The sequence below is a fragment of the Stenotrophomonas sp. STEN022 genome, assembly GCF_056760155.1.
On record NZ_JBRREG010000086.1, the window covers coordinates 1 to 21,478 of the forward strand.

At 63.7% G+C, this 21,478-nt stretch carries 13 protein-coding genes; 5 read left to right on the plus strand and 8 right to left on the minus strand.

The annotated features are described in order from the left end of the window. Positions 1–153: 153 nt before the first annotated feature. The 4 genes from ACVOMF_RS16295 to ACVOMF_RS16310 all read right to left on the minus strand — a co-directional run bounded on the left by ACVOMF_RS16295 (position 154) and on the right by ACVOMF_RS16310 (position 11,543). On the minus strand, positions 154–3,942 hold the full coding sequence (locus tag ACVOMF_RS16295; protein WP_481510199.1) for a LamG-like jellyroll fold domain-containing protein: 3,789 nt from the start codon (positions 3,940–3,942) through the stop codon (positions 154–156). A 255-nt stretch (positions 3,943–4,197) separates the two neighbouring features. Then, on the minus strand, positions 4,198–5,274 hold the full coding sequence (pelA, locus tag ACVOMF_RS16300) for a pectate lyase (protein WP_481510200.1): 1,077 nt from the start codon (positions 5,272–5,274) through the stop codon (positions 4,198–4,200). Between the two features lie 78 nt (positions 5,275–5,352). After that, on the minus strand, positions 5,353–8,523 hold the full coding sequence (locus tag ACVOMF_RS16305) for a TonB-dependent receptor (protein WP_481510201.1): 3,171 nt from the start codon (positions 8,521–8,523) through the stop codon (positions 5,353–5,355). 209 nt (positions 8,524–8,732) lie between these two features. Then, positions 8,733–11,543, minus strand: coding sequence for a TonB-dependent receptor (locus tag ACVOMF_RS16310; RefSeq protein WP_481510202.1), 2,811 nt, complete (start codon positions 11,541–11,543; stop codon positions 8,733–8,735). A gap of 273 nt (positions 11,544–11,816) precedes the next feature. Here ACVOMF_RS16310 and ACVOMF_RS16315 point away from each other — a divergent pair, with 273 nt between their 5' ends. After that, on the plus strand, positions 11,817–12,839 hold the full coding sequence (locus ACVOMF_RS16315) for a sugar kinase (protein WP_481510203.1): 1,023 nt from the start codon (positions 11,817–11,819) through the stop codon (positions 12,837–12,839). Then, positions 12,826–13,464, plus strand: coding sequence for a bifunctional 4-hydroxy-2-oxoglutarate aldolase/2-dehydro-3-deoxy-phosphogluconate aldolase (eda, locus tag ACVOMF_RS16320; protein WP_282269210.1), 639 nt, complete (start codon positions 12,826–12,828; stop codon positions 13,462–13,464). The genes ACVOMF_RS16315 and eda overlap by 14 nt, the downstream gene beginning before the upstream one ends. Before the next feature lie 196 nt (positions 13,465–13,660). Here the strand turns inward: eda and ACVOMF_RS16325 are convergent, their stop codons facing one another. From ACVOMF_RS16325 to ACVOMF_RS16335, 3 genes are read right to left on the minus strand one after another with little or no spacing between them, the layout of a single operon-like run. Continuing rightward, positions 13,661–13,885, minus strand: coding sequence for a tautomerase family protein (locus tag ACVOMF_RS16325; RefSeq protein ID WP_481510204.1), 225 nt, complete (start codon positions 13,883–13,885; stop codon positions 13,661–13,663). A gap of 29 nt (positions 13,886–13,914) precedes the next feature. After that, positions 13,915–14,526: a muconolactone Delta-isomerase family protein gene (locus ACVOMF_RS16330; protein WP_481510205.1), complete on the minus strand. Its 612-nt coding sequence runs from the start codon at positions 14,524–14,526 to the stop codon at positions 13,915–13,917. A gap of 29 nt (positions 14,527–14,555) precedes the next feature. Then, positions 14,556–15,353, minus strand: a complete 798-nt coding sequence (locus ACVOMF_RS16335) for an SDR family NAD(P)-dependent oxidoreductase (RefSeq protein ID WP_481510206.1) — start codon at positions 15,351–15,353, stop codon at positions 14,556–14,558. Positions 15,354–15,435: 82 nt separating this feature from the next. Here ACVOMF_RS16335 and ACVOMF_RS16340 point away from each other — a divergent pair, with 82 nt between their 5' ends. Then, positions 15,436–16,383 (plus strand): LysR substrate-binding domain-containing protein, encoded by a 948-nt coding sequence (locus ACVOMF_RS16340; protein WP_481510207.1) that lies wholly within the window; start codon positions 15,436–15,438, stop codon positions 16,381–16,383. A gap of 103 nt (positions 16,384–16,486) precedes the next feature. Here ACVOMF_RS16340 and ACVOMF_RS16345 read toward each other — a convergent pair whose 3' ends face one another. Then, complete coding sequence (locus ACVOMF_RS16345) at positions 16,487–18,346, minus strand: sigma-54-dependent Fis family transcriptional regulator (protein WP_481510208.1); 1,860 nt, start codon at positions 18,344–18,346, stop codon at positions 16,487–16,489. Between the two features lie 243 nt (positions 18,347–18,589). Here ACVOMF_RS16345 and adh point away from each other — a divergent pair, with 243 nt between their 5' ends. Then, entirely contained in the window at positions 18,590–20,119 is a 1,530-nt protein-coding gene (adh, locus tag ACVOMF_RS16350) for an aldehyde dehydrogenase (RefSeq protein ID WP_481510209.1), read from the plus strand. Between the two features lie 109 nt (positions 20,120–20,228). Further along, positions 20,229–21,257, plus strand: a complete 1,029-nt coding sequence (gene adhP / locus ACVOMF_RS16355) for an alcohol dehydrogenase AdhP (protein WP_481510210.1) — start codon at positions 20,229–20,231, stop codon at positions 21,255–21,257. Positions 21,258–21,478 lie beyond the last annotated feature (221 nt).

Sequence of the window (21,478 nt, forward strand, 5' to 3'; positions counted from 1 at the left end):
GCCGCCCCCTCACCCCCCCCCCCCCCCCCCCCCCCCCCCCCCGCCCCCCCCCCCCCCGGCGGCGCGGGGCCCCCCCCGCCGGCCCCGCCGCCCGCCCCCCCCCCCCCACTACAGTCAGCAAAGTCCCTCCCTTCGGGAGAGGGACTTGAACAATCACTGCAGCGGCAAGCGGTTGTTGAGCTTGGTCACCTCAGCCCCATCATCGTCCAAACCAACCCGCACACTCGCGCCCTCGCGCTTGAACCCGGCCGGCATCTGCAGCTCCACCGTCGCCATCCGCGGCGACAGATCCAACGGCGCTTCCAAGGCAGGCACCGCAACCCGAGCAACCTCACGACCGCGCGCATCTTCCAGCACCGCATAACCAGCACCAGTCCCGACATGCCCAAGGCTGTGCACGGTCAACTGCACACGCTCACCCTCGATCTTCAGGTCGCCACGGCCAATGCCCAGGTCCGCGCGCGTTTCCACCGGCGTACCCGGCGTCACCAGCTCGAACTCGAATACCTGGTTCTGCTTTGGCACAAACCGCAGCTGCGTGCTCGCGCTCTTCTCCAGCATCACCTCGCGCACCTCCGCCTTGCCGTCGATCACATCATCGCCATCACGGTCCATGCCACTGCGGATCCGCCAGGTGCCGGCGGCGATGTTCCAGCCGGTCATGGTCGCGTCCAGCGGCGTGTTACCCAGGTTGTAGGCGATCACCTTGAAGCGCTCACGTGACGGCGCATGCACCAGCAAGGCGACCTGCTCGGCACCATCAGGCTGGGCGAACTGCCAACTCACCGTATGCCCCGGCCAGCTCTGATTGCGCTTCAAACCAATGCCGCCCAGGCGCAGGCGCTGCAGGAACTCGCTCGGGGCTTCGACGCGATCGCTCCACCAGTGGCCTTCGGTGTTCATGTACTCGCGCTGCGCCTTGGCCTGGATGCCGTCGGCGTGCAGCGCTTCCAGGTACTTCTTGTCACCGGTCTGCTGCCATGCGCTGATCGCGGCAAAGCCGCTGCCACCCTTGTCGGCATCGGCCACCAGCTGCTTGCCCCAGTCCTGCTGCCTGCCCAGCACATCGACGTAGTTCTCGCCGAGGTTGGACAGCACGCCCGGCCCGCCGCGCACCACGCGGTAGTCCAGCGCCTGCAGGTACTTGGCATCGCCAGTCCAGCGCCACGCAGCCCAGAAGGTGTGCATCAGATCGCCACTGCCCGAGCCCTGGTTCAACTCGCCACCACGGGTCTTGCCGGTGGCCCAGTTGATCTCGTTGGGCAGGGTGAAGCGGCCCTTGTCGTCTTTGTAGGCGTGGGCCAGATAACCATCGGCCAAGCCGGTGACCAGCTTGCGGCCAGTCGGATCGCCGTTGTACTCGCCCATCAGGAAGGCCGGATGCAGCGCCGGGAACGAATACGGTTTCTGCCACTGCCAGTTCGGCTCGCGATAAACCTTGTTGCCGCCAAACCAGTTGCTGGAGAACAGCAGGTTGCCCTGTGGGTTGCGCAGGATGATGCGCTCCTCGAAGGCCTTCACCGTCTCCATCAGGCGCTCGACGGTGAGCGGATCGCCCCAGTTGAGGTAGAGCATTGCGCTGTTGGCGTTGATGCCTTCCTCGTAGGCGTGCAGCTCATCGGTCTCGATGGTGCTCAGGCCGTTGGAGAACATGCCGTTTCGGTAAACCGCGTCGGAGAGTGCCGTCAGCGAGCGGTTCAGGCGCTCGGGCTCCACGCCCATCAGCGCCAGTCCCGGCCACTGTTGGGTCAGGTCGCTGTCATCGGAAATGCCGCCGCCGAAGTCGCCGTAAGCGACCTGCCGGTTCTCGATCCACCAGTCGACAAAGCGACGCACGTACTTCAGGTCTTCAACCTGGCGGAACGCCCATAGCGGCACGCCCTTCGGTGCCTGCGGCTGCTCGAACGCTGGCTTGCCCTGGCTGTTGTAGCTGATGTAATTCCAATACAGGCGGCCCAGTTCATGGTCCGGATCGACGCGCAGCAGATCACTCAGATCGGCATAGACGCGCGAGTACAAACGCTGGCGCTTGGAGGTGGTGTGCTCCTCGACCAGGAAGCCCCAGTTGTCACGCACCTGGTTGAAGCGATCGGCGACGTGCTGCTTGATCGCCTCCTTGCGTTCCTTGAACACCAGGCGCACTTCGGCGCCGTCCAGCGATGCGGCATTGAAGCCGGGCGCAGCCGAGGCCACCGAGATCCACAGGCTGTCGGCAGTGAGGATGCGGTCGCGCAGGTCCAGCCACAACGTGCGTGCTTCACCCGGCTTCACCGACACCGAGACATCGATCATGTCGCGCGCCGGCCAGATCGGGTCCTTGATGCGGATGTTCAGCGGGATCAGACCGTCATGCGTCGCCGGCAGGTCCAATGCGGGGATATCGATCGCCACGCCATCCAGGCCGTCGTACATGTTCTCCCAGCTGTGCGCCCAGCTGCGGATCAGTGGCTGTGCGGCCGGTGCATCGCCGACGCCGGACGGAATGAGCACGTGCACGATCGGCATCGGCTTGGCCGGCAGGCTGTCGGCAGCGCGCTTGCGCGAGCCTGCGCCCTTGGGCAGCGCCATCACCGTGCTGCGCTCATCCGGCGCGAAGCGGCCGTCGATGTAGTCGCGCAGGCTGGCGATGTTGGTGTAATCCGGCAATACGCTGCTGTCGATCTGGTAGCGCTGCTTGACCGTGCCTTCCGGCTCGGCCGCGTCGCTGACCTGGTAGCCCCAGATCTCCTGGATCGGGGTTTCCTGCGCGGTGTTGTGGAAGTGCAGCGTGCCACCGATCTGGTCGGTGAAGGTGTCCACGCTGCGCACCACGCCCTGCGGACGCTTGAACAGAGTGCCGGCCGAGCCCTTCAACTCACCGTAGGCGGCACCGCGGATCTCGATGCGATTGATGTGTTCACCTTCGGGAACCGTCAGGTCCAGCTGCTGGCCACCTTCCACATAGGTATTCCAGTCCGGCAGCTGGAAGTAATCATTGCGCCCGGGCAGGCGCGAACGGTTGTAGACGCCGGGCCAGGTGGTTTCGGCGATGCCATCGGTGCCTTTCCACATCCACTGCAGCTTGTCCTTTACATCGGCGAACTCGACCTTGCGGATGCTTGTGGTCGCTGCGCTCAGTGCCGGCGGTGCGGAACCCTCCCAGCCATAGCGGTGCCACCAGGCACGCTGCGAGGCGCTGCCGCCTTCGGCGCTGCGCGGCTCGGCATTGCGGGCAAGCGCGGCCGCACCGGCAGCATCGAGCATGCGGTCATAGACGCGGATCTCGTCGAAGTCACTGCCACGCAGGAAGTTGTAGCGGCTCTGTACCTGGTAGGGCGCCATCACCCGTCCGGCGAGGCCGAGCTGGTCCAGCGCTGCGTCGTAGTCGCCGGTGGTTGCCGCCTGCGCGACTTCACGTCCATCGACGAACAGCTTGACGCCCTTGTCCTCGTCCCAGGCAAATGCGATGTGCTGCCATTGCTCGGGCGAAGGATTCCTGTCGAGCTTGAACGAGACGCGGGTGCGAGCCAGGTTGGCATCAGTGACGAAGGCATCGAAGCCGTGCCCGTTCCAGTCAATGCGCAGCCAGGCCATGTCCCAGCTGCTGTGGTCGGCGTAGCCGACGCGGAAGATCACGAACGGTGCTTCGCCCACCGCATAACGCGAGCGCCAGAAGAAGGACAGGGTGCCGCGCTCGGCCTGGATGTTGCCGGGTGCATTCCACGACAGCACGCCGTCGTCCTGCCATTGGATCGCACGACCATGCGCGCCATCGTCGACAAGGCTGACCTTGTCCTGGAAGTTTGGCGTGGCATCGCCGCGTGCGCTGTCAGCAACAAAGCCCTTGTCCGCCGAGACGCGGAACAGCAGCTCCGGCGATTGCGCGGCTGCGCTGATCGGCGCCAGCAACAAGCCCAGCACGCAGGCGAGATGGGTGGGACGCAACACGGTTTTCTGGTTCATTGTCTAACTCGTTCCAAATCGGTTGACTGCCTTGCTTAAGCCCCTCTCCCTCCGGGGTGAGAAAGGGCGCTCGCGAACCAAAGGTTCGCGCCACTACGAACGCCCTTGCGCTGGCGCGAGGGCCGGGGCGCGGAGCGGGGGTTGGGGAGAGGGTCGAGCACATCCGCAATGCAGGATTGCGTGGGCTTCGCCCTCACCCTCATTCGGCCCTTCGGGCCACCTTCTCCCGGAGGGAGAAGGGAACAGCTAGCCCATCTACCTCCGAGAGAAGGGTTGGGGAGAGGGTTGCTCTCGCCCATGCCGTTGCGCCCACTTCGGCCACTCCCTTTCCAGCAACTGCTCCGGCCACACGCCATACCAGGCATAACCTACCCGGCGTTCGTTCGGAATATCCGCGAAGCGCGCCACACGCTCGCCCTCGCGGTTGACGAACATCGGCCGCCCCTGTTGCAGATCGTAGAAGCGTGCCCACAACCGTGCGCCTGCCAAAGGTTCTACAAGCACGTCCTTGCCACTGGGCTGCTCCGGAGCCTCGACCTTGCGCATCGCCAGGTCCAGCAAGGCATTGGCCTGCAGCCACTGCAGGCCGGCTTCGATGGCTTCGATGGTCTGCGGGCTCGGCTCAGGCTGGCGCATCAACAGCCGCAGCACGCCTACCGACTCGGATACGGCAAGCGATGGCAACTCGTAGGAACGCGCCTTGGCCGGTTGCAGGCTGACCTCGTCGTATTGCGCGGCCCAGATGGACAGTCGGCCATCCATGCGTACCTGCGTGGCCAACACGTTCTGCAAACCGCGCTGCAAGGCGGCATTGGCCTTGCCTGCGTATTCCGGTGGCAGGCCCGTGACCGCAGGTGCGCCCTCGGCGATGTCCTGCAGCAGGTCCAGCACGCGGGTCATCGCGTCGTCGTTGAAGGTGATCTGGTGCCGGTACAACGAGCGCTCCGGGTAGTACTGCGGCCAGCCGCCATTGGCGTACTGCGCGGCCAGCAGATAATCCACGCCGCGCCGTGCGGCGCCCAGGTATGCCGCGTTGCCGGTGTCTTTCCAGGCCTGCAGCAGGTGGCGGATCTCGCGCGTGGTCGACTTGTTGTCGATATTGGCGTCATCCAGCCGATCCGGGGCCTGCAACGCCGCGCGCTCGTCGGCGCTGAACACATGCTCGTAGTCGACCGCCTTGCCCTGGTACTGCTTGGACCAACCGCCGGAAGCGGTCTGCAGCAGCAGCATGTTCTCGGCTTCGGGCTCGGTGTGCGGCGCGGCCGCCTGCGCCGCTGCAGAGCTCCAGCCCGCGCTGATCAACAGCGCGGCCGATAACCACAAACGCCTCATCGCATCCTCCTGCATGCACCGGGACGCCAGCGTGCTGGCATCCCGGTGTTACTGCATTGGCTTTGCGCGCACGCCATCTCAGAACTTGTAGCGCGCGCCGACGTAGTACTGGCGACCGGTCACGGTGTAGCGGTCGGCCATCTGCCGTGCCGAGTCCACGTAGCGCTGGTCCGGCGTATCAAGCAGGTTGATCGCCTCGAAGGTCAGCGACAACTTCTTGTTGACCTTGTACGACATGTTGAAGTCGACGTTGCGCACGCTGTTCTTGCCGGTCACATCCGGCGTTGCGAACTGGTTGCCGTCCAGGTCCCAGACGCTTTCCTGGCTGAGGATCTCGCCGATGTAGCCGTCGCGGTAGCTGGTGGAAACACGGGCGCTGAACTTGCCATCGTCATAGTACAAAGTGGCGTTGTACGAGTTCGGCGACAGGTTGACCAGGTCGTTGTCGGTGAAGGTGGTGGTGATGCTGGTATTGCTGTTGCCGGCCGAGCTGAACATGTATTTGATGCTCGACTCGACATGCGTGTAGTTGAGCTGGATGCCGAACTTGCTCCAGATGCCTGGCAGGAAGGTAAACGGCTGCTGGTAGCTCAACTCGTAGCCCTTCAGCGGGCCGCCCGGGGTGTTGTAGTAGCTCTGCACGTTGAACACGGTGTCGGCGGTGAAGCCCGCCGGCAGCAGGTCCAGCGAGTAGCCCATGTCGCCCCAGGTGGTCAGCAGTCGGGTGCGCTGCACATAGCTGTCGATGTCCTTGTAGAACAGTGCCGCCGACAGCAGGCCGCCGTCACCGAAGTACCACTCCGCGCTCAGGTCGTAGTTGGTCGAGCGGAACGGATCGAGCTTGGGATTGCCAAGGTTGATCGCGAACACGCGGCCGTCATCGAAGTAACCGGTGGGGCCACCGCTGACGCTGGGTGACAGGTAGGCAAGCGTCGGTCGTGCCATGGTCTTGGCCGCGCCGAAACGCAGCACCACATTCTCGGCCACGTCCCAGGCGAGGTTCAGCGACGGCAGCACGTCCTGGTAGCTGTGATTGACCACCGAGCGCACCAGCGAGCGTTCACCGGCGGCAGCCGTCGCGCTGGCCACACCAAAGAACGATTCGCAGTTGGCCGAGTTGTTGCCTGATGCAGCTGCGTTGCACGGCGCCCAGCCCGAAGCGCTGATCTGGGTGTTGACCACGCGCACGCCGAGATTGCCGCGGAAGGCGCGGTCCCACAGCTCGGTGTTGAAGTCCAACTGCAGGTAGCCGCCGAGGCTGCGCTCGTTGACCTCGAAGTTGTTGTTGGAAGCACCGAAGTGACCGACGCCGGCCAGACGGTAATCACCGCCCTGCACGCCCGTGTCGCAGTTGCAGTTGATGTTGAGCAGTTCAGCGATCTTGCCGAAGTCCGGTATCAACCAACCGTTCGGCACATTGCCGGACAGGTTCTTGCCGAAGCCGGTCAGCGTGGTGCTCAGGTCACCGACAGTGACACCTGCCGGCAGGGCCTGGGCCAGGCGGCCGTAGCTGATGTGGCGGTATTCCTCCGACTCCATGTCGTAGTCCTTGTAGGCAAGGCCGGTACGCAAGGTGAAGGTCGGGTTGATGTTGAACTGCAGGTCGATCTTGGCGGTGTCGAAGGCGTTGTTGACGTAGCTCGGGTTCAAGCGCACTTCGCTGATGTTGCTGCCGCGCGCGGTGCCGTTGCTGTTGACCGGCACCGCACCGTAGCCCAGCCACGACCATGCCGCCGGGTCGTTCAGGGCGAACGGCAGGGTCATGTTCGGCATGTCGCCGCCGTTGCGCATGTCCATCACGAAGCCATCGACATTGCTGTTGTCGAAGCTCACCAGCGAGAACACCGGGCGTTCATAGTCCGAGCTGGAGTGACCGAGCACGGCCTCCATCTTCACCGCATCGTTGAAGTGATGCTCGAGGTTCAAGCTGTACTGCTGGAAGGTGGTCGATTCCTCGATCAGGCTGGACTCGGTGCGGAAGTCGACGTTGTCGAACACGCCGTAGATCAGCCGGTTCTGCGCATCCACCTCGGCCTCGCGCACCACGATCTGGGTCTTGCCACCGAGGTTGGCGGCACGGTGCAGGTTGGCGCCGATGGAATCTTCGCGCTGGTCCTTGTCCAGCTTCGAGTACATCGCATCGAAGCTGAGCAAGGTGTCATCGGAGACGCGGAACTGGAACGCGCCGGTTACGCCCAGACGCTCGATTTCATGCGCGGTGCGGACATAGCGCGGATAGCGGGGAATCCAGGCATTGGTCGCGGTCTCGTAGGCGGCGATGTTCTCCGGCGTATTGGCCGGGCGCGGCAGGCCGTTGCCGCAATGGGTGGCGCTGATGCCATAGCTGCCCCAGCCGTTGTTGCGGTCCTGGTTGGCCTGGCTGCCGCTGCCGGCCGGGGTTTCATTCGACGCCGGGTTGCGCGGCGTCTGCGGGTTATAGCCCACCGGCGTACAGAAGCCGTAGGTGCCGTTGTTGGCGGCGGTGGACTGGTTGGAGTTGCGGTGGTTGCCGTGTTCCCAACGCACCGGGTTATAGCCTTCCTCGTAGACAGTGCGCTTGCTGTACGAGCCCGACAGCAAGGCGCCGAAGCGGCCATCGGCCCAGGTGTTGCTGATCAGGCCGGAGAAACGCGGATCAAACTTTTCCGACAGCTCGCCGTAACCGGCCTGCGCCGATGCCGAGGCCTGGAAACCGGCGAAATCAAACGGTCGCGAGCCACGCAGATCGACGGTTGAACCCAGCGAACCTTCGTCCATCTGCGCCGACTGGGTCTTGTTGACCTTGACCTGGCTGAAGAGCTCGGAGGCGAAGGTATTGAAATCGAAGCCGCGGCTGCGGTTGACGCCGCTGCTGCCGTTGCCGGCGGTGGCCAATGCTTCCAGGCCGTTGAGGCGCACGCGGGTGAAGTCCGCGCCCAGGCCTCGGATCGAGATGCGCTGGCCTTCGCCGCCTTCGCGATCAATCGATACGCCGGCGATGCGCTGCAGCGACTCGGCAAGATTCTGGTCGGGGAATTTGCCGATGTCCTCGGCGAAGATCGCGTCCACCTGTTCGGTGGTGTAACGCTTTTCGTCCAGCGACTTCTGCAGGCTCTGGCGGTAGCCAGTGACGTTCACTGCATCCAGCTGGGTGGCCTCGGCGGCCGCCGGTGCGGACTGGGCGAAGGCGATGGGAGCGGTCAATACCGAAGCAATGGCGGTTGCCAACAAGGTAACCGGTGTCTTTCCAAAACGACGCTTACGATCCATGCGGTGGGCTCCTTCCCCGGAAGGGGAATCAAGCGAACTGGAAGGGGTGTGGGGATATCCCTGGCGAGTACTTCAGACGTGCTGTCGGGCCGTTGCGGCCGCACGTGGACAGCCGTCAGGCCATGGCATGACCATGGCCTGCGGAGGATGAAAAAGCAGGGGCGGATCTGCGGAGAGAATGCGATCCGACCCCTGCCAAAGTGCGTCTATCAGAACTTGTAACGCAGGCCCAGGGTGAACTGGCGGCCGGTCTCGCTGTATTCCAGCGGCAGCGATACCGACGGGTTGGCCACCCACGATTCCTGCGCTTCGTTGGTCAGGTTGGCACCTTCCAGGCTGATCTCCAGCTGGTCGCTGATGCGGTAGTGGATGGACGCATCAACGAAAGTGGTGCCGCTCTGGCCGTGCACGCCAAGACCTGCGCTGTCGAAGCCCTTTTCGGTGCCCGGCACCTGGATCAGGTAGTCGTCGCGGTTGGTCGCCGAAACACGGCCGGACCAACGCTCACCTTCGTAGAACAAGGTCGTGTTCCAGGAGTTGCGCGACAGGCCGGTCAGATCGGTCTTCTGTGCAAGCGCGCCGCTGCTGGTGATGTACTGCACCTTCGATTCCACATAGGTGTAGTTGAACTGCGCACCAAGGTTGGACCACTTGCCCGGCAGGAAGGTGAAGGGCTGGGTGTAGTTGAACTCGACACCGGTCAGGTCACCGCCCGGCGTATTGACCGGCAGCGAGAACACGAAGGTGTCATCCGGGCTGGCAGTCGTACCTGCCAGCAAGCTGGCCGGCAGGCCGCTTTCCGAATAGACACGGCTCTCGCGGGTGTTCTGGATGAAGCTGCCGATATCCTTGTAGAACAGGCCGACACCGAGCATGGCACCTTCGTTGAAGTACCACTCGAAGCCCAGATCCACGGTCTTGGCGCGGATCGGTTCCAGGTCGGGGTTGCCCGCGCTCACCGTCTTGGCACTACCGCTGACGCTGACGGTGACGCCCGGGGTCAGGCTGCCAAGACCCGGACGTGACATCACCTTGGCCGCACCCAAGCGGATCAGGAAGTCAGGCGTGATTTCCGCAACCAGGTTCAGCGACGGCAGGAAGTCGTTGTACTCACGCGTTGCGGTCGCCACGACCGGCGTGCCGGAACCGGTGGCGATGCCGTGCGAGGTCTGCTTGGTCTTGACGTAGCGTGCACCGATGTTGCCGGACACCGGAATCGAGCCCAGTTCGGTGGAGAAGCGACCCATCAACCAGCCGCTGCGGTCCTGCTCCTCCACACCACGGATGCTGGGTGCGTAGTCGGCAACGGCAAAGGTGCCCTGATTGCTGAAGATGCCGAACTGGTCGGCAATCGCGCCGAAGTTCGGAACCACCCACTTGCCGGGCGAGCCCGACATGCCACCGAGACTGGCGATCTCAGTCATGTCAGCAGGTACCAGCTTGTTGCCGGTGCTGAAATTGGGGACGTCAGTTTCAGTCGCTTTGCGGCGACGTTCCATCGAGTCGAAGCTGTAGTTCTTGGCCTGGATGCCGCCGTCCAGGGTGAAGGACGGGCCCATCACCCAGGAGAAATCGAGCTGACCATTGTGGAACTCGTTGGTCACGTAGTTCTGGCGCAGGCGAATGGTGGACAGCGTCCAGCCGTTGGGGTCGGTCGGGCTTACACCGTAATTGAACACCGGCTTGTTGGCATTGCCGCGGTAATCGTAGCTGTAACCATCCACATCCAGCTTGTCCATCATGATGGTCGCCTGGATCGGGTTTTCATGCTTGGACTTGGACGTACCGATCTTGCCGGTGATGGTGAAGTTGTCGGTCAGTCGGTGCTCACCATCGAGGCTGAGCTGGTAGAAATCGGTGGTCCATTCGTCGTGGCGGTTTTCCGCGCGGATGTCCACGTTGTCCATCTTTGCGTAGACCAGCGCGCCGTTCTCGATCACGCCATCGGTGACCACGGTCTGCGCCTTGCCAGCCGTACCGGTCTTGCTCAGGCCATTGGCTTCGATGTACTTCTCATCACGCTTGGCGTCGATCTTGGAGTACAGCATGTCCAGGTTGAAGCTGGTGCGGTCGCTGGGCTTGAACTGCAGCGCGCCGGTAACACCCAGACGCTTCTGGTCATGCTCGATCAGCGTGTAGCGCGGGAAGCGCGGCGTGTAGACCTTGTCGCTGCAGACGCCGGGGAAGGGCGCGGTGCCAGTGGAGCAACCGGCGAAGCCGACACCGTTCGGATTGGCGGTGTTGGTGGGGGTGTTGGCAAGCGCATTGGCCCAACGCACGGTGCCACTGCCTTCTTCGACGGTTTCGCGTTCGGAGTAGGCCACCGAGAACAACGCACCAAACTTGCCATCGGCCCAGCTGTTGGCGATCAAACCGGCAAAACGCGGCATCGCCGACTGCGAGGCATCGTTGTAGGACGCCTGCACGTTGCTGACGATGGTCAGGCCGTCATAGTCGAACGGACGGCCGGTGCGCAGGTCGACGGTGGCGCCCAGCGAGCCCTCATCCACATCGGCCGAGGCGGTCTTGCGCGCGACCAGCTGGGTGAACAGATCGGCAGCGAATACGTTGAAGTCGAAACCACGGCCGCGGTTGGTGCCGCCCTGGCCGTCACTGCTGCCGACCGTGCTCAGTGCTTCCAGACCGTTGATACGCACGCGGGTGAAGTCCGGGCCCAGGCCACGCACCGAGATATTGCGGCCTTCGCCGCCATCACGGGTGATCACCACACCAGGAATGCGCTGCAGCGACTCGGCCAGATTGCTGTCCGGGAACTTGCCGATGTCCTCGGCGACGATGGCATCGACCACGCCGGCTTCGCCGCGCTTGATGTCCAGCGCCTTCTCCACGCTGGCGCGGTAGCCGGTGACGGTGACTGCATCCAGTTCGGTGGCGGCGGTGCCGCCGGTGGCCGGCGCAGCGGCATCCTGGGCCATGGCAACGCCAGCCTGCAGGGCCAAGCTGATCCCCAACGCGAGCAAGGTAACCGGTGTCTTTTTCTGCGAGTTACGTGGATTCATGTGCTTCCCCTCTCCAAGGTTTGCATTCGATGCAGTGGCTCCGGCTTGTGCTTTTCGTCGGATGACACCGCTGGTCAAAACGGAAAGTAGCAGCTGCGTGAAGAGGGAGCATCTTGCACTGCAACAGGGAGCAAACAGGGCGGAAACCATTGTCTGAAGGACATTGGAGGACGGTAACACGGGCAGTCGAAGGGACAGTGGCGACCGAATGACACCGATAGTCAATCAACCATGCCATGATGCGCGCCGATCGACGAGGAGACAGGAATGGCGATGATTTCCCCCCGTGTTGTCTGTTTTGGTGAACTGCTGCTGCGCCTCGGCGCACCCGGCAACCAGTTGCTGCTGCAGTCCCCAAGCCTGGACGTGCATGCCGGCGGTGCCGAGGCCAATGTCGGCGTGTCGTTGGCGCACTTCGGCCACAACGTGGCGATGATCAGCGTGGTCGCCGACAACCCGCTGGGTGCGGCGGTGGCTGGCGAGCTGCGCCGCCACGGCGTGGACACCTCGCGCGTGCGCCGCAGCGACGGCCGCATGGGCCTGTACTTCCTGACCACCGGCGCCGGCCACCGGCCCAGCGAAGTGGTCTATGACCGCGCCGACTCGGCCTTCGCCAGCGCACGTGCCGACAGCTACGACTGGCCTGCGCTGCTGCAGGGCGCGCAGTGGCTGCACCTGTCCGGGGTCAGCCCGGCGCTCGGCCTGGAAGCCGCACAAGCGACCCTGGCCGCCGCACGCGCCGCCAACGAGCGCGGCATCAAAGTGTCCTTCGACGGCAACTTCCGGCCCAAGTTGTGGGAACGCTGGGGCGGCGATGCCAAGGCGATCCTGCGCGACCTGTTCGACTGCGCACACATCGTGTTTGCCGACTACCGCGACATCGGCGTGGTGCTGGGCGGCGAGTTCAACCAGCCCGAACCGCAGGCGCGCGTCGATGCCGCGGCAGCGATGGCATTCGCCGCCTTCCCACGCCTGCAGTACATGGCCTGCACGCAGCGCACCGCGCACAGCGTCGGCCACCATTCGCTGGGCGCGATGCTGCTTGGGCGTGATGGCACCCGTGCATTGGCACCAGCCGAAGAGCTGACCGATATCGTCGATCGCATCGGCGGTGGTGACGCGTTCGCAGCCGGCGTGCTGCACGGCCTGATCGAAGGCATGGATGCGGAAACCACGATCCGTTTCGGCTTGGCCGCAGGCTGCCTGAAGCACTCCATTCCCGGTGATTTCAACCCAGTCGGCGTAGCCGACGTCATGGCCCTGATGGGCGAAGGAAAGTTCGATGTCCGGCGCTGATCCGCGCGTACGCGCAGTGCTCAAACTGGCCCCGGTGATTCCGGTGTTCACTCCCGACAACGTCGACGATGCGGTGCAGGTCGCGCAGGCCTTGTTCAACGGTGGTCTGCCGGTGATCGAAGTCACCCTGCGCACCGCAAACGCGATGGATGCGATCAAGGCCATGGTCGAGGCCGTGCCGGATGCGGTGGTCGGTGCCGGCACAGTGCTGACGCCGGCGCAGATGGAGAAGCTGAAGTCGGTGGGTGGCCGTTTTGCGGTGTCACCGGGTGCCACCGACACGCTTTATGCGGCGGCGCGCGATACCGATCTGCCGTTCCTGCCCGGCGTTGCGACTTCATCCGAACTGATGCGCGGCCTGGAGCATGGGCTGGATACGTTCAAGTTCTTCCCGGCCGTGCAGGCTGGTGGCGTAGGCATGTTGTCGGCCTGGAATGGCCCGTTTGGGGATGTGCGGTTCTGCCCAACCGGTGGCATCAGCGCGCAGACCGCCTCGCAGTTCCTGCATCTGCCGAATGTGCTGTGCGTGGGTGGCTCGTGGTTGACCACGCGCGAGCTGCTGCAGGCGCGCGATTGGGCGGGGATCGAGGCCTTGGCGCGGGCTGCGGCGGTGTTGCCGGGTTGACCTTGGTCTTGAGACTGAGCCAGCAATAAGTGCTGACGCCGCCCCTTCCTTTACCGGTACCAGAGGAAGGGGCGGGTCTCACAGTCCATGCAGAAATCAGCAGGTTTCCCTCTGCGAACGAATACTCGGCGCGGGCACGCTACTCCTGCTGTGGGCACCCTATCCACATCTTCTTCAACCAGCCTTGGTGATGGCATCAATCACCATGAGGTGGCACTGACGCACGTCCGCTGCGCAAAGCCGTAGTTGTTTGCCCACCGAAACCCCAATTATCGGTGTCGATCTCTTCGATCGTGATCTGCGTCCACTCCGGCGGCTTGTGCAGTACGCGCTCCAGTGTCTCGGTCACTTCGCGGATGACCTGCGCCTTCTGTTCGGCGGTGACGCCCTCGCGGGTGATACGTATGCTGACGAAAGGCATGATTCTTTCCTCACTGGTAAATGGCGAGCTCAATGGCCCGCAGGATCGCTTGGATGCGGCGTCAATGGCGTTATTTCCACCTCCATCCAAGGGCGTAGCGGCAATGCATCGACAATTGCCGTGATTTCGTTGCCGTTCCCCGCATGCCAGAGCCCAAGCGCGCGCTGCCTCCCTGGCTCTGCTGGCAGCAACCAGAGCCGACGCAAGTGCCCCTGTGTCGCCAGCTCCCGCGCGCGCTCAGCTTCCAGCGCCAGCACCTCCTGCAGCCGCTGCTGCGACGTTTCATGCGGCACCACAACCGTCATGGTGATCAAGAACTCGCTGCCCACGCGCTGCGTGGAACCTGCTCCCATCGAGGCTGGGTCGTTGGGGTGCGGCGACAGCGGCAACACGGCGTCGCTGCGCCAGATCCGCAGTGGCATTGAAGCCAATACCTGCTCCAACTGAACCTCATCCGGCGCAGAAAACAGCCCCAGACTACGCCACTCACCTGACCGCAGTGGCGGCCGCCACAGCCGCAGCAAGTACCCGCTCCCAGCCAACTCAGCGGCACGCTGCACCTCACGGGCGCGAACTTCGTCCACCACCAATTCCGACGTCCCCGCCGGAACCCGGGTTGTCATTGTCACCAGGTATTCCATGTTGCCTCCTGTGCTTGCGTTGGTTGCACTCAGCGCCCGGCGCTGAATCCACCATCCACCGGCAGAATGGTCCCAGTCACAAATCCGGCACCGACCAGATAACGCACTGCCGCCACGATCTCCTCGGTGCGCGCGATGCGACCCAACGGATGCATGCTGGCAAGCGCAGCGTGACTGTCGAGCGGGTGCATGGGCGTGGCGGTCACACCCGGTGCAACTGCATTCACCGTCACCGCATGCGGAGCAAGTTCCAGCGCCAGCGCGCGTGTAGCTTGGTTTATTCCGCCTTTGAGGGTTACCGCCAACAACGCCGGCACGGCACCATGAGGCTGCAGTGCCAGCGCGGCGGTGACGTTGATGATGCGCCCCTGCTTTCGCTCACCCATGTGGCGTGCCGCTTGCTGCGACATGTAAAGCACGCCCTTGAGATTGGTGGCTATCTGCTCCTCCACCTCCTCAGGCGTGAACTCCACGAAAGGCTTGACCGCGAAAATTCCTGCGTTGTTCACCAGCACATCAACATGGCCGTAGCGGCCAATAGCCTGCGCGAACACGTCGCGGGCAGTGTCTGGCAAACCCACATCACCTTCGACCCCCAAGAATCGGTTGCCGCCATTCAGCTTTTTTGCTGCAGCCTCCAGGCGCTCCTGCGAGCGGCCTGTGCCGACTACGTTGTAGCCCTCGCGCAAAAAGGCATCGGCCAAGTCCAGGCCGATGCCGCTGGTGGCGCCGGTGATGACGATGGTGTTGTCGGCGTTGTTCATGATGATCCTCGATAAAGTTCGGCTGGAAACGACACTTGGGCCGTGCGAAGACAAACCGCGCATCGGTTGGAGCGCACTTTATTGATGACACCAGGGGCGATAAAGGTAGACTCAGGCACTTCTGCTGATACATGGTGTAATCAATATGCAGCGCCAGTTCGATGACATCCTGCTGGGCAGCATCGAGCTGTTCTGCATCACCAGTGAGGCTGGAAGTTTTACCGCCGCGGCCCATGCGGCCGGCGTCACCCCAGCGGCAGTAAGCCGCTCAATCTCCCGGTTGGAGAAGCGCTTGGGCGTGCGTCTGTTTGTACGCTCCACGCGTAGCATCCGACTCACCGAATCGGGCAGGGAGTATTTCGAGCACTGCCGCATGGCGCTGAATCAGCTCACAGAAGCCGAGCGTCGGGTAACCGGTGAGCAAACCCAGCCCAGCGGCACGATCCGTATCAGCGCCCCCACCACTTATGGCCATCACCGGCTACTGCCCATGCTGCCGGCCTTCAGAAAGCGCTATCCGCTGATAACGATCCATACCCACATAAGCAACCGCAACATCGACATGCACGAGGAGAACTTCGACGTGGCGATCCGCTTTCGTGCGCAGCCGGACTCGACGATGATCGCGCGTCATCTGGAAGACGCCGATCTCATCGTCGTTGCCAGCCCTGCCTACCTTCGCCAGGCAGGGCAGCCCCAGACCCTCGCGGAACTGGAGCAACATGAGTGCATCCAGTTCACGCTCCCCAGTAGCGGGCGGCAGATTCCCTGGCTGTTCAACGAGCACGGCAAAGACCGGGAGATCCTGTTGAGCGGTCACTATCACTGCTCGGAAGACGTGCTGGCCGGTCTGACCCTGGCCCGTGCGGGAGCTGGCTTGTTCCAGACCTATAGGTTCGTGGCCGAGAGAGATCTGGACGATGGATCGCTGATGGAGGTATTGCAGCCCTTCGCCGGTCGCTCGCGTCCGGTCAGCCTGATCTATCCGCACGGACGAATGTTGCCATCGCGGGTCCGCGCGTTTGTCGACTTCCTTTTGGCACACAGTGGGCTTCCCACGTCGATGGCGGAGCCAGGATTTGACGTCAATTGATGCTCTTGCCGCGGGCCGCACAAACCCACCCCCTCCCTTGCGCAACGCGCAGGGGAGGGCCGGGGAGGGGTGCTGTTGCTGTTGCTGTTGCTGTTGCTCAGCTTTAGAGCTTCAACCGCCGATACAAGGTACTGCGGTTAACCCCAAGCCTTTTCGCCGCCAGACTCACATTGCCATCGCAGGCCGCCAAGGTCTGCCGCATCACATCCAGGGCCAGTTCCTGCAGGCTGCCATCCACCACCGGCGAGGCAGCGACGCGTCGCGCAGCCTGATGCAGATACTCCGGCAGCAGCTCCCTATCAATCACCGCACCCGGCTCGGTCAGCGCCACCAGGGTGCGCAGACAGGCTGCCAGCTGGCGCAGATTGCCCGGCCAGTCATACGCGACCAAAGAATGCTCCGCGTCCACACTCAACACACGGCCCTGCGCCAGGGGCTGCCACATCGCCTGCAGCAACTGCGCGCGATCCTGTGCCTCGCGCAGCGGCGACAGCCGCATCACGTGATCGGCGATGCGGTAGTACAGATCCGAACGGAAACGACCTTCGTCCATCGCCTGCTGCAGGTCGCAATGGGTGGCGCAGATCAGCATGAAATCCAGCTTGACCGGCTTGCCGCCGCCCAACGGTGACAGCTCCCGGTCCTGCAATACGCGCAGTAATCGCGGCTGCAAGGCCAGCGGCATGTCGCCGATTTCATCGAGGAACAAGACGCCGCCCTGCGCCTGCCGCAGCAGGCCATGGCTGCCTTGTCGGCGTGCGCCGGTGAAGGCGCCTTCCTCGTAACCGAACAGTTCGGCTTCGATCAGACCTTCTGGCAACGCCGCACAGTTCACCGCGACGAAGGGCTTGCTGCTGCGGCTGCCCTGCGCGTGCAGCGCGCGTGCCGCCACTTCCTTGCCGGTGCCGGTTTCGCCCTGCAGCAACACCGGCAGGCCTGCTTCCAGAACGCGGCCGGCACGCAGCAGCTGTTCGCGCTGGCCTGCATCGAATACGACGGCGGGCGCGGCAACCGGGCTTGGCGTCGGCCGTGACAGCGGTGGCGCGGCGCTGGTTGACCGCGTGCGGGATGCAGGTACTGGCGCATCCAGCTGGCCATGCAGCACGCGACCGCTGCGATCCTGCAACATGCCTTCATCGCGCATCCGCGACAGCGGCATCTCGAACAAGGCCTCATACGATGCGCGGCCGATATCACCACGCTCCAGGCCGAACAGATGCAGGCCTACACCATTCGCTGCGACCAGGCGGCCATTGCGGAAGCCGAACACGGCTTCACCTGCGGTGCCCAGCAAGGTGCGGTCGTGGTGCAGGCGCAGCAGTTCGCAGTCGCCAATACCGTTCTCGAAAAAGCGGTGCTCGATGCGGTTGGCGGCCAACCGCGCCAGGCCCATCGCATGCATCTGCTGCACGCTGGCCGGGCCGCTGATGTCGAGCACGCCGGCCAATTGCCCGTGCGGATCGTGGATGGGCATGGCCGAGCAGCTGAGGATGCCGTGCGGGGCGAAGTAATGTTCGCCACCGCGCACTTCCACCGCGCGGCCTTCCACGATCGCGGTGCCGATCGCGTTCGTGCCCACCGCCGATTCGCTCCAGCACACGCCCGGCATCAAGGCCACGCGCCCGGCCTTGTCGAGGAAGCCGGCGCTGCCTTCGGCGTTGAGTATCCAGCCACTTTCATCGGTCAGCAACACGATGCTGCCAGTGCTGGCGGTGTGTGCGGCCAGTCCGTCCAGCTCGGCGCGCGCCAGCCGCCATAGGCGTTCATGACGCTCGCGCAATTCACGCAGGTTGTGGCCGGGCAGGGGTTCCAGCGCAGGTTCGGCATCCACCAGCAGGCCGCTGCGCTGGCAGCGCCGCCACGACTGCAGGATGGTGTCGGGCACGGTGCCCACGGGCGTGGTGCCGCGCTCGAAGAACGAGCGGCGGGCATTGCCCACGCGATGCTGCAGTGCCAGTGCCATGAGCGCTCCTGTGTCGCATTTTGCGACAGCTGTTCAAACCACTGTTCCGATTAACACCACACCCGCGCGGGCGCTGCAATCACCTGTGGTTTCGCAGTGCAGCAAATCTATCAACGCGTCTCCGTAATCAATGACGTTTCATCGTGCCGCAACGCAACAGGCGGAACTTGGCATCGCTCTTGCGCCTGTTGTAACCACCGCCACACACGCGGCCCACACACCGCCGAACCGGAGATTCCACAGATGAACGCAGTCCTGTCCGCCAAACCGCATGCCACCGACCCGCAGTCCCTGTTCAAAGCCCGCTACGGCAACTACATCGGCGGTGAATGGGTGGCCCCGCGCAGTGGTCAGTATTTCGACAACACCACGCCGGTCACCGGCAAGGTGTTCACCCAGGTGGCGCGCTCAAATGCTGAAGACGTGGAGCTGGCACTGGATGCCGCGCACGCCGCCAAAGACGCCTGGGGCAAGCGTTCGACCACCGAGCGCGCCAACATCCTCAACCGCATTGCTGATCGCATCGAGGAAAACCTTGAGCTGATTGCCCACGCCGAAACCTGGGACAACGGCAAGCCGATCCGCGAGACGCTCAACGCCGACGTGCCGTTGATGGCCGATCATTTCCGCTACTTCGCCGGTGCCTTGCGTGCGCAGGAAGGCAGCCTGTCACAGATCGACAACGACACCGTGGCCTATCACTTCCACGAACCGCTGGGCGTGGTCGGGCAGATCATCCCGTGGAACTTCCCGCTGCTGATGGCGGCGTGGAAGCTGGCACCGGCACTGGCCGCCGGCAACTGCGTGGTGCTGAAGCCAGCCGAGCAGACCCCGGCCTCGATCCTGGTGTTGATGGAAGTGATCGGCGACCTGCTGCCGCCGGGCGTGCTCAACATCGTCAACGGCTTCGGCCTGGAAGCCGGCAAGCCGCTGGCCAGCAGCCCGCGCATCTCCAAGATCGCCTTCACCGGCGAGACAAGCACCGGCCGACTGATCATGCAGTACGCCAGCCAGAACCTGATCCCGGTGACGCTGGAGCTGGGCGGCAAATCGCCGAACATCTTCTTCGCCGATGTGATGGCCGAGGACGATGATTTCCTCGACAAGGCGGTGGAAGGCTTCGTGATGTTCGCCTTCAACCAGGGCGAGGTCTGCACCTGTCCGTCGCGGGTGCTGATCCAGGAGTCGATCTACGAGAAGTTCATGGAGCGTGCGCTGGCACGGGTGGCGGCGATCAAGCAGGGCAATCCACTGGACCCCAACACCATGGTTGGTGCGCAGGCCTCACAGGAGCAGCTGCAGAAGATCCTGTCCTACATCGAGATCGGCAAGGCCGAGGGTGCCGAAGTGCTGATCGGCGGCGAGCAGAACCAGCTTGGCGGCGACCTGGCCGATGGCTTCTACGTGAAGCCGACGGTGTTCAAGGGCCACAACAAGATGCGTGTGTTCCAGGAGGAAATCTTCGGGCCGGTGGTGTCGGTGACCACCTTCAAGACCGAAGAGGAAGCCTTGGAGATCGCCAACGACACCTTGTACGGCCTCGGTGCCGGCCTGTGGAGCCGCGACGCTTCACGCCTGTACCGCATGGGCCGTGCGATACAGGCCGGGCGGGTGTGGACCAACTGTTACCACGCCTATCCCGCGCACGCGGCGTTCGGTGGTTACAAGCAATCAGGCATCGGCCGCGAGAACCACAAGATGATGCTCGACCATTACCAGCAGACCAAGAACCTGCTGGTCAGCTATTCGCCAAAAAAACTGGGCTTCTTCTGAACCAGGCCCGGATCAGCCCGGCTGCGACTGGCCGGGCGTGATCTGGATCAAGGCGCCAGGCCAGGCTTGGCGCCAAGCTGGACTTATCCCCCGCAAAGGAGATCGATTGATGGACAAGACGATGAAGGCGGCCGTGGTCCGCGAATTCGGCAAGCCGCTGGTGATTGAAGAAGTAACCGTGCCGCGCCCGGCCGCAGGCGACATCCTGGTCAAGATCGAGGCCTGTGGCGTCTGCCATACCGACCTGCACGCCGCTGAAGGCGACTGGCCGGTTAAGCCGAATCCCCCGTTCATTCCCGGCCATGAAGGCGTCGGCCACGTGGTTGGCGTCGGTGCGGGCGTTACCCACATCAAGGAAGGCGACCGCGTCGGCATTCCGTGGCTGTATTCGGCCTGCGGTTATTGCGAGCACTGCCTGGGCGGCTGGGAGACCCTGTGCGAAGCGCAGCAGAACAGCGGCTATTCGGTGAACGGTGGTTTCGCCGAGTACGCGTTGGCCAATGCCAACTACGTCGGCCTGCTGCCCAAGGAAGTGGGCTTCGTCGAGATCGCGCCGATCCTGTGCGCAGGTGTCACCGTCTACAAGGGCTTGAAGGTCACCGACACCAAGCCCGGCGACTGGGTGGCGATTTCCGGTATCGGCGGCCTCGGCCATATGGCGGTGCAGTACGCCAAGGCGATGGGCTTGAACGTGGCCGCGGTGGATATCGACGACAACAAGCTGGCCCTGGCCAAGCGCCTGGGCGCCAGCATCACCGTCAATGCCCGCAACACCGACCCGGCCGCCTTCCTGAAGAAGGAAATCGGCGGCGCACATGGCGCGCTGGTGACAGCGGTATCGCCCAAGGCCTTCGAACAGGCGCTGGGCATGGTGCGGCGTGGCGGTACGGTATCGCTCAACGGCCTGCCGCCGGGTGACTTCCCGCTGGATATCTTCGGCATGGTGCTCAATGGCATCACCGTACGTGGCTCGATCGTCGGCACCCGCCTGGACCTGCAGGAATCGCTGCAATTCGCCGCCGACGGCAAAGTCGCCGCTACGGTGAGCACCGACAAGCTGGAGAACATCAACGACGTGTTCAAGCGCATGCACGCAGGTGCGATTGAAGGGCGCGTGGTGCTGGACTTCAACGCCTGACCGCAGCCGGCCAGCACATCCGCACCTCCCCCGGGGTGTGCTGGCTGGATTGCTTTTGAGGGCTGTGGCTCTGGCTGTGGCTTTTCTCCTCTCCCCTTGCGGGAGAGGATGCCGAAGGCAGGAGAGGGCGCGGCGAAGCCGCAAGAGCTCATGCACCTTCAGATTACATACCCATCGGTAGCCAAGCATCGCCAGCTTCGCGGCTGACGCCGCTCCCACAA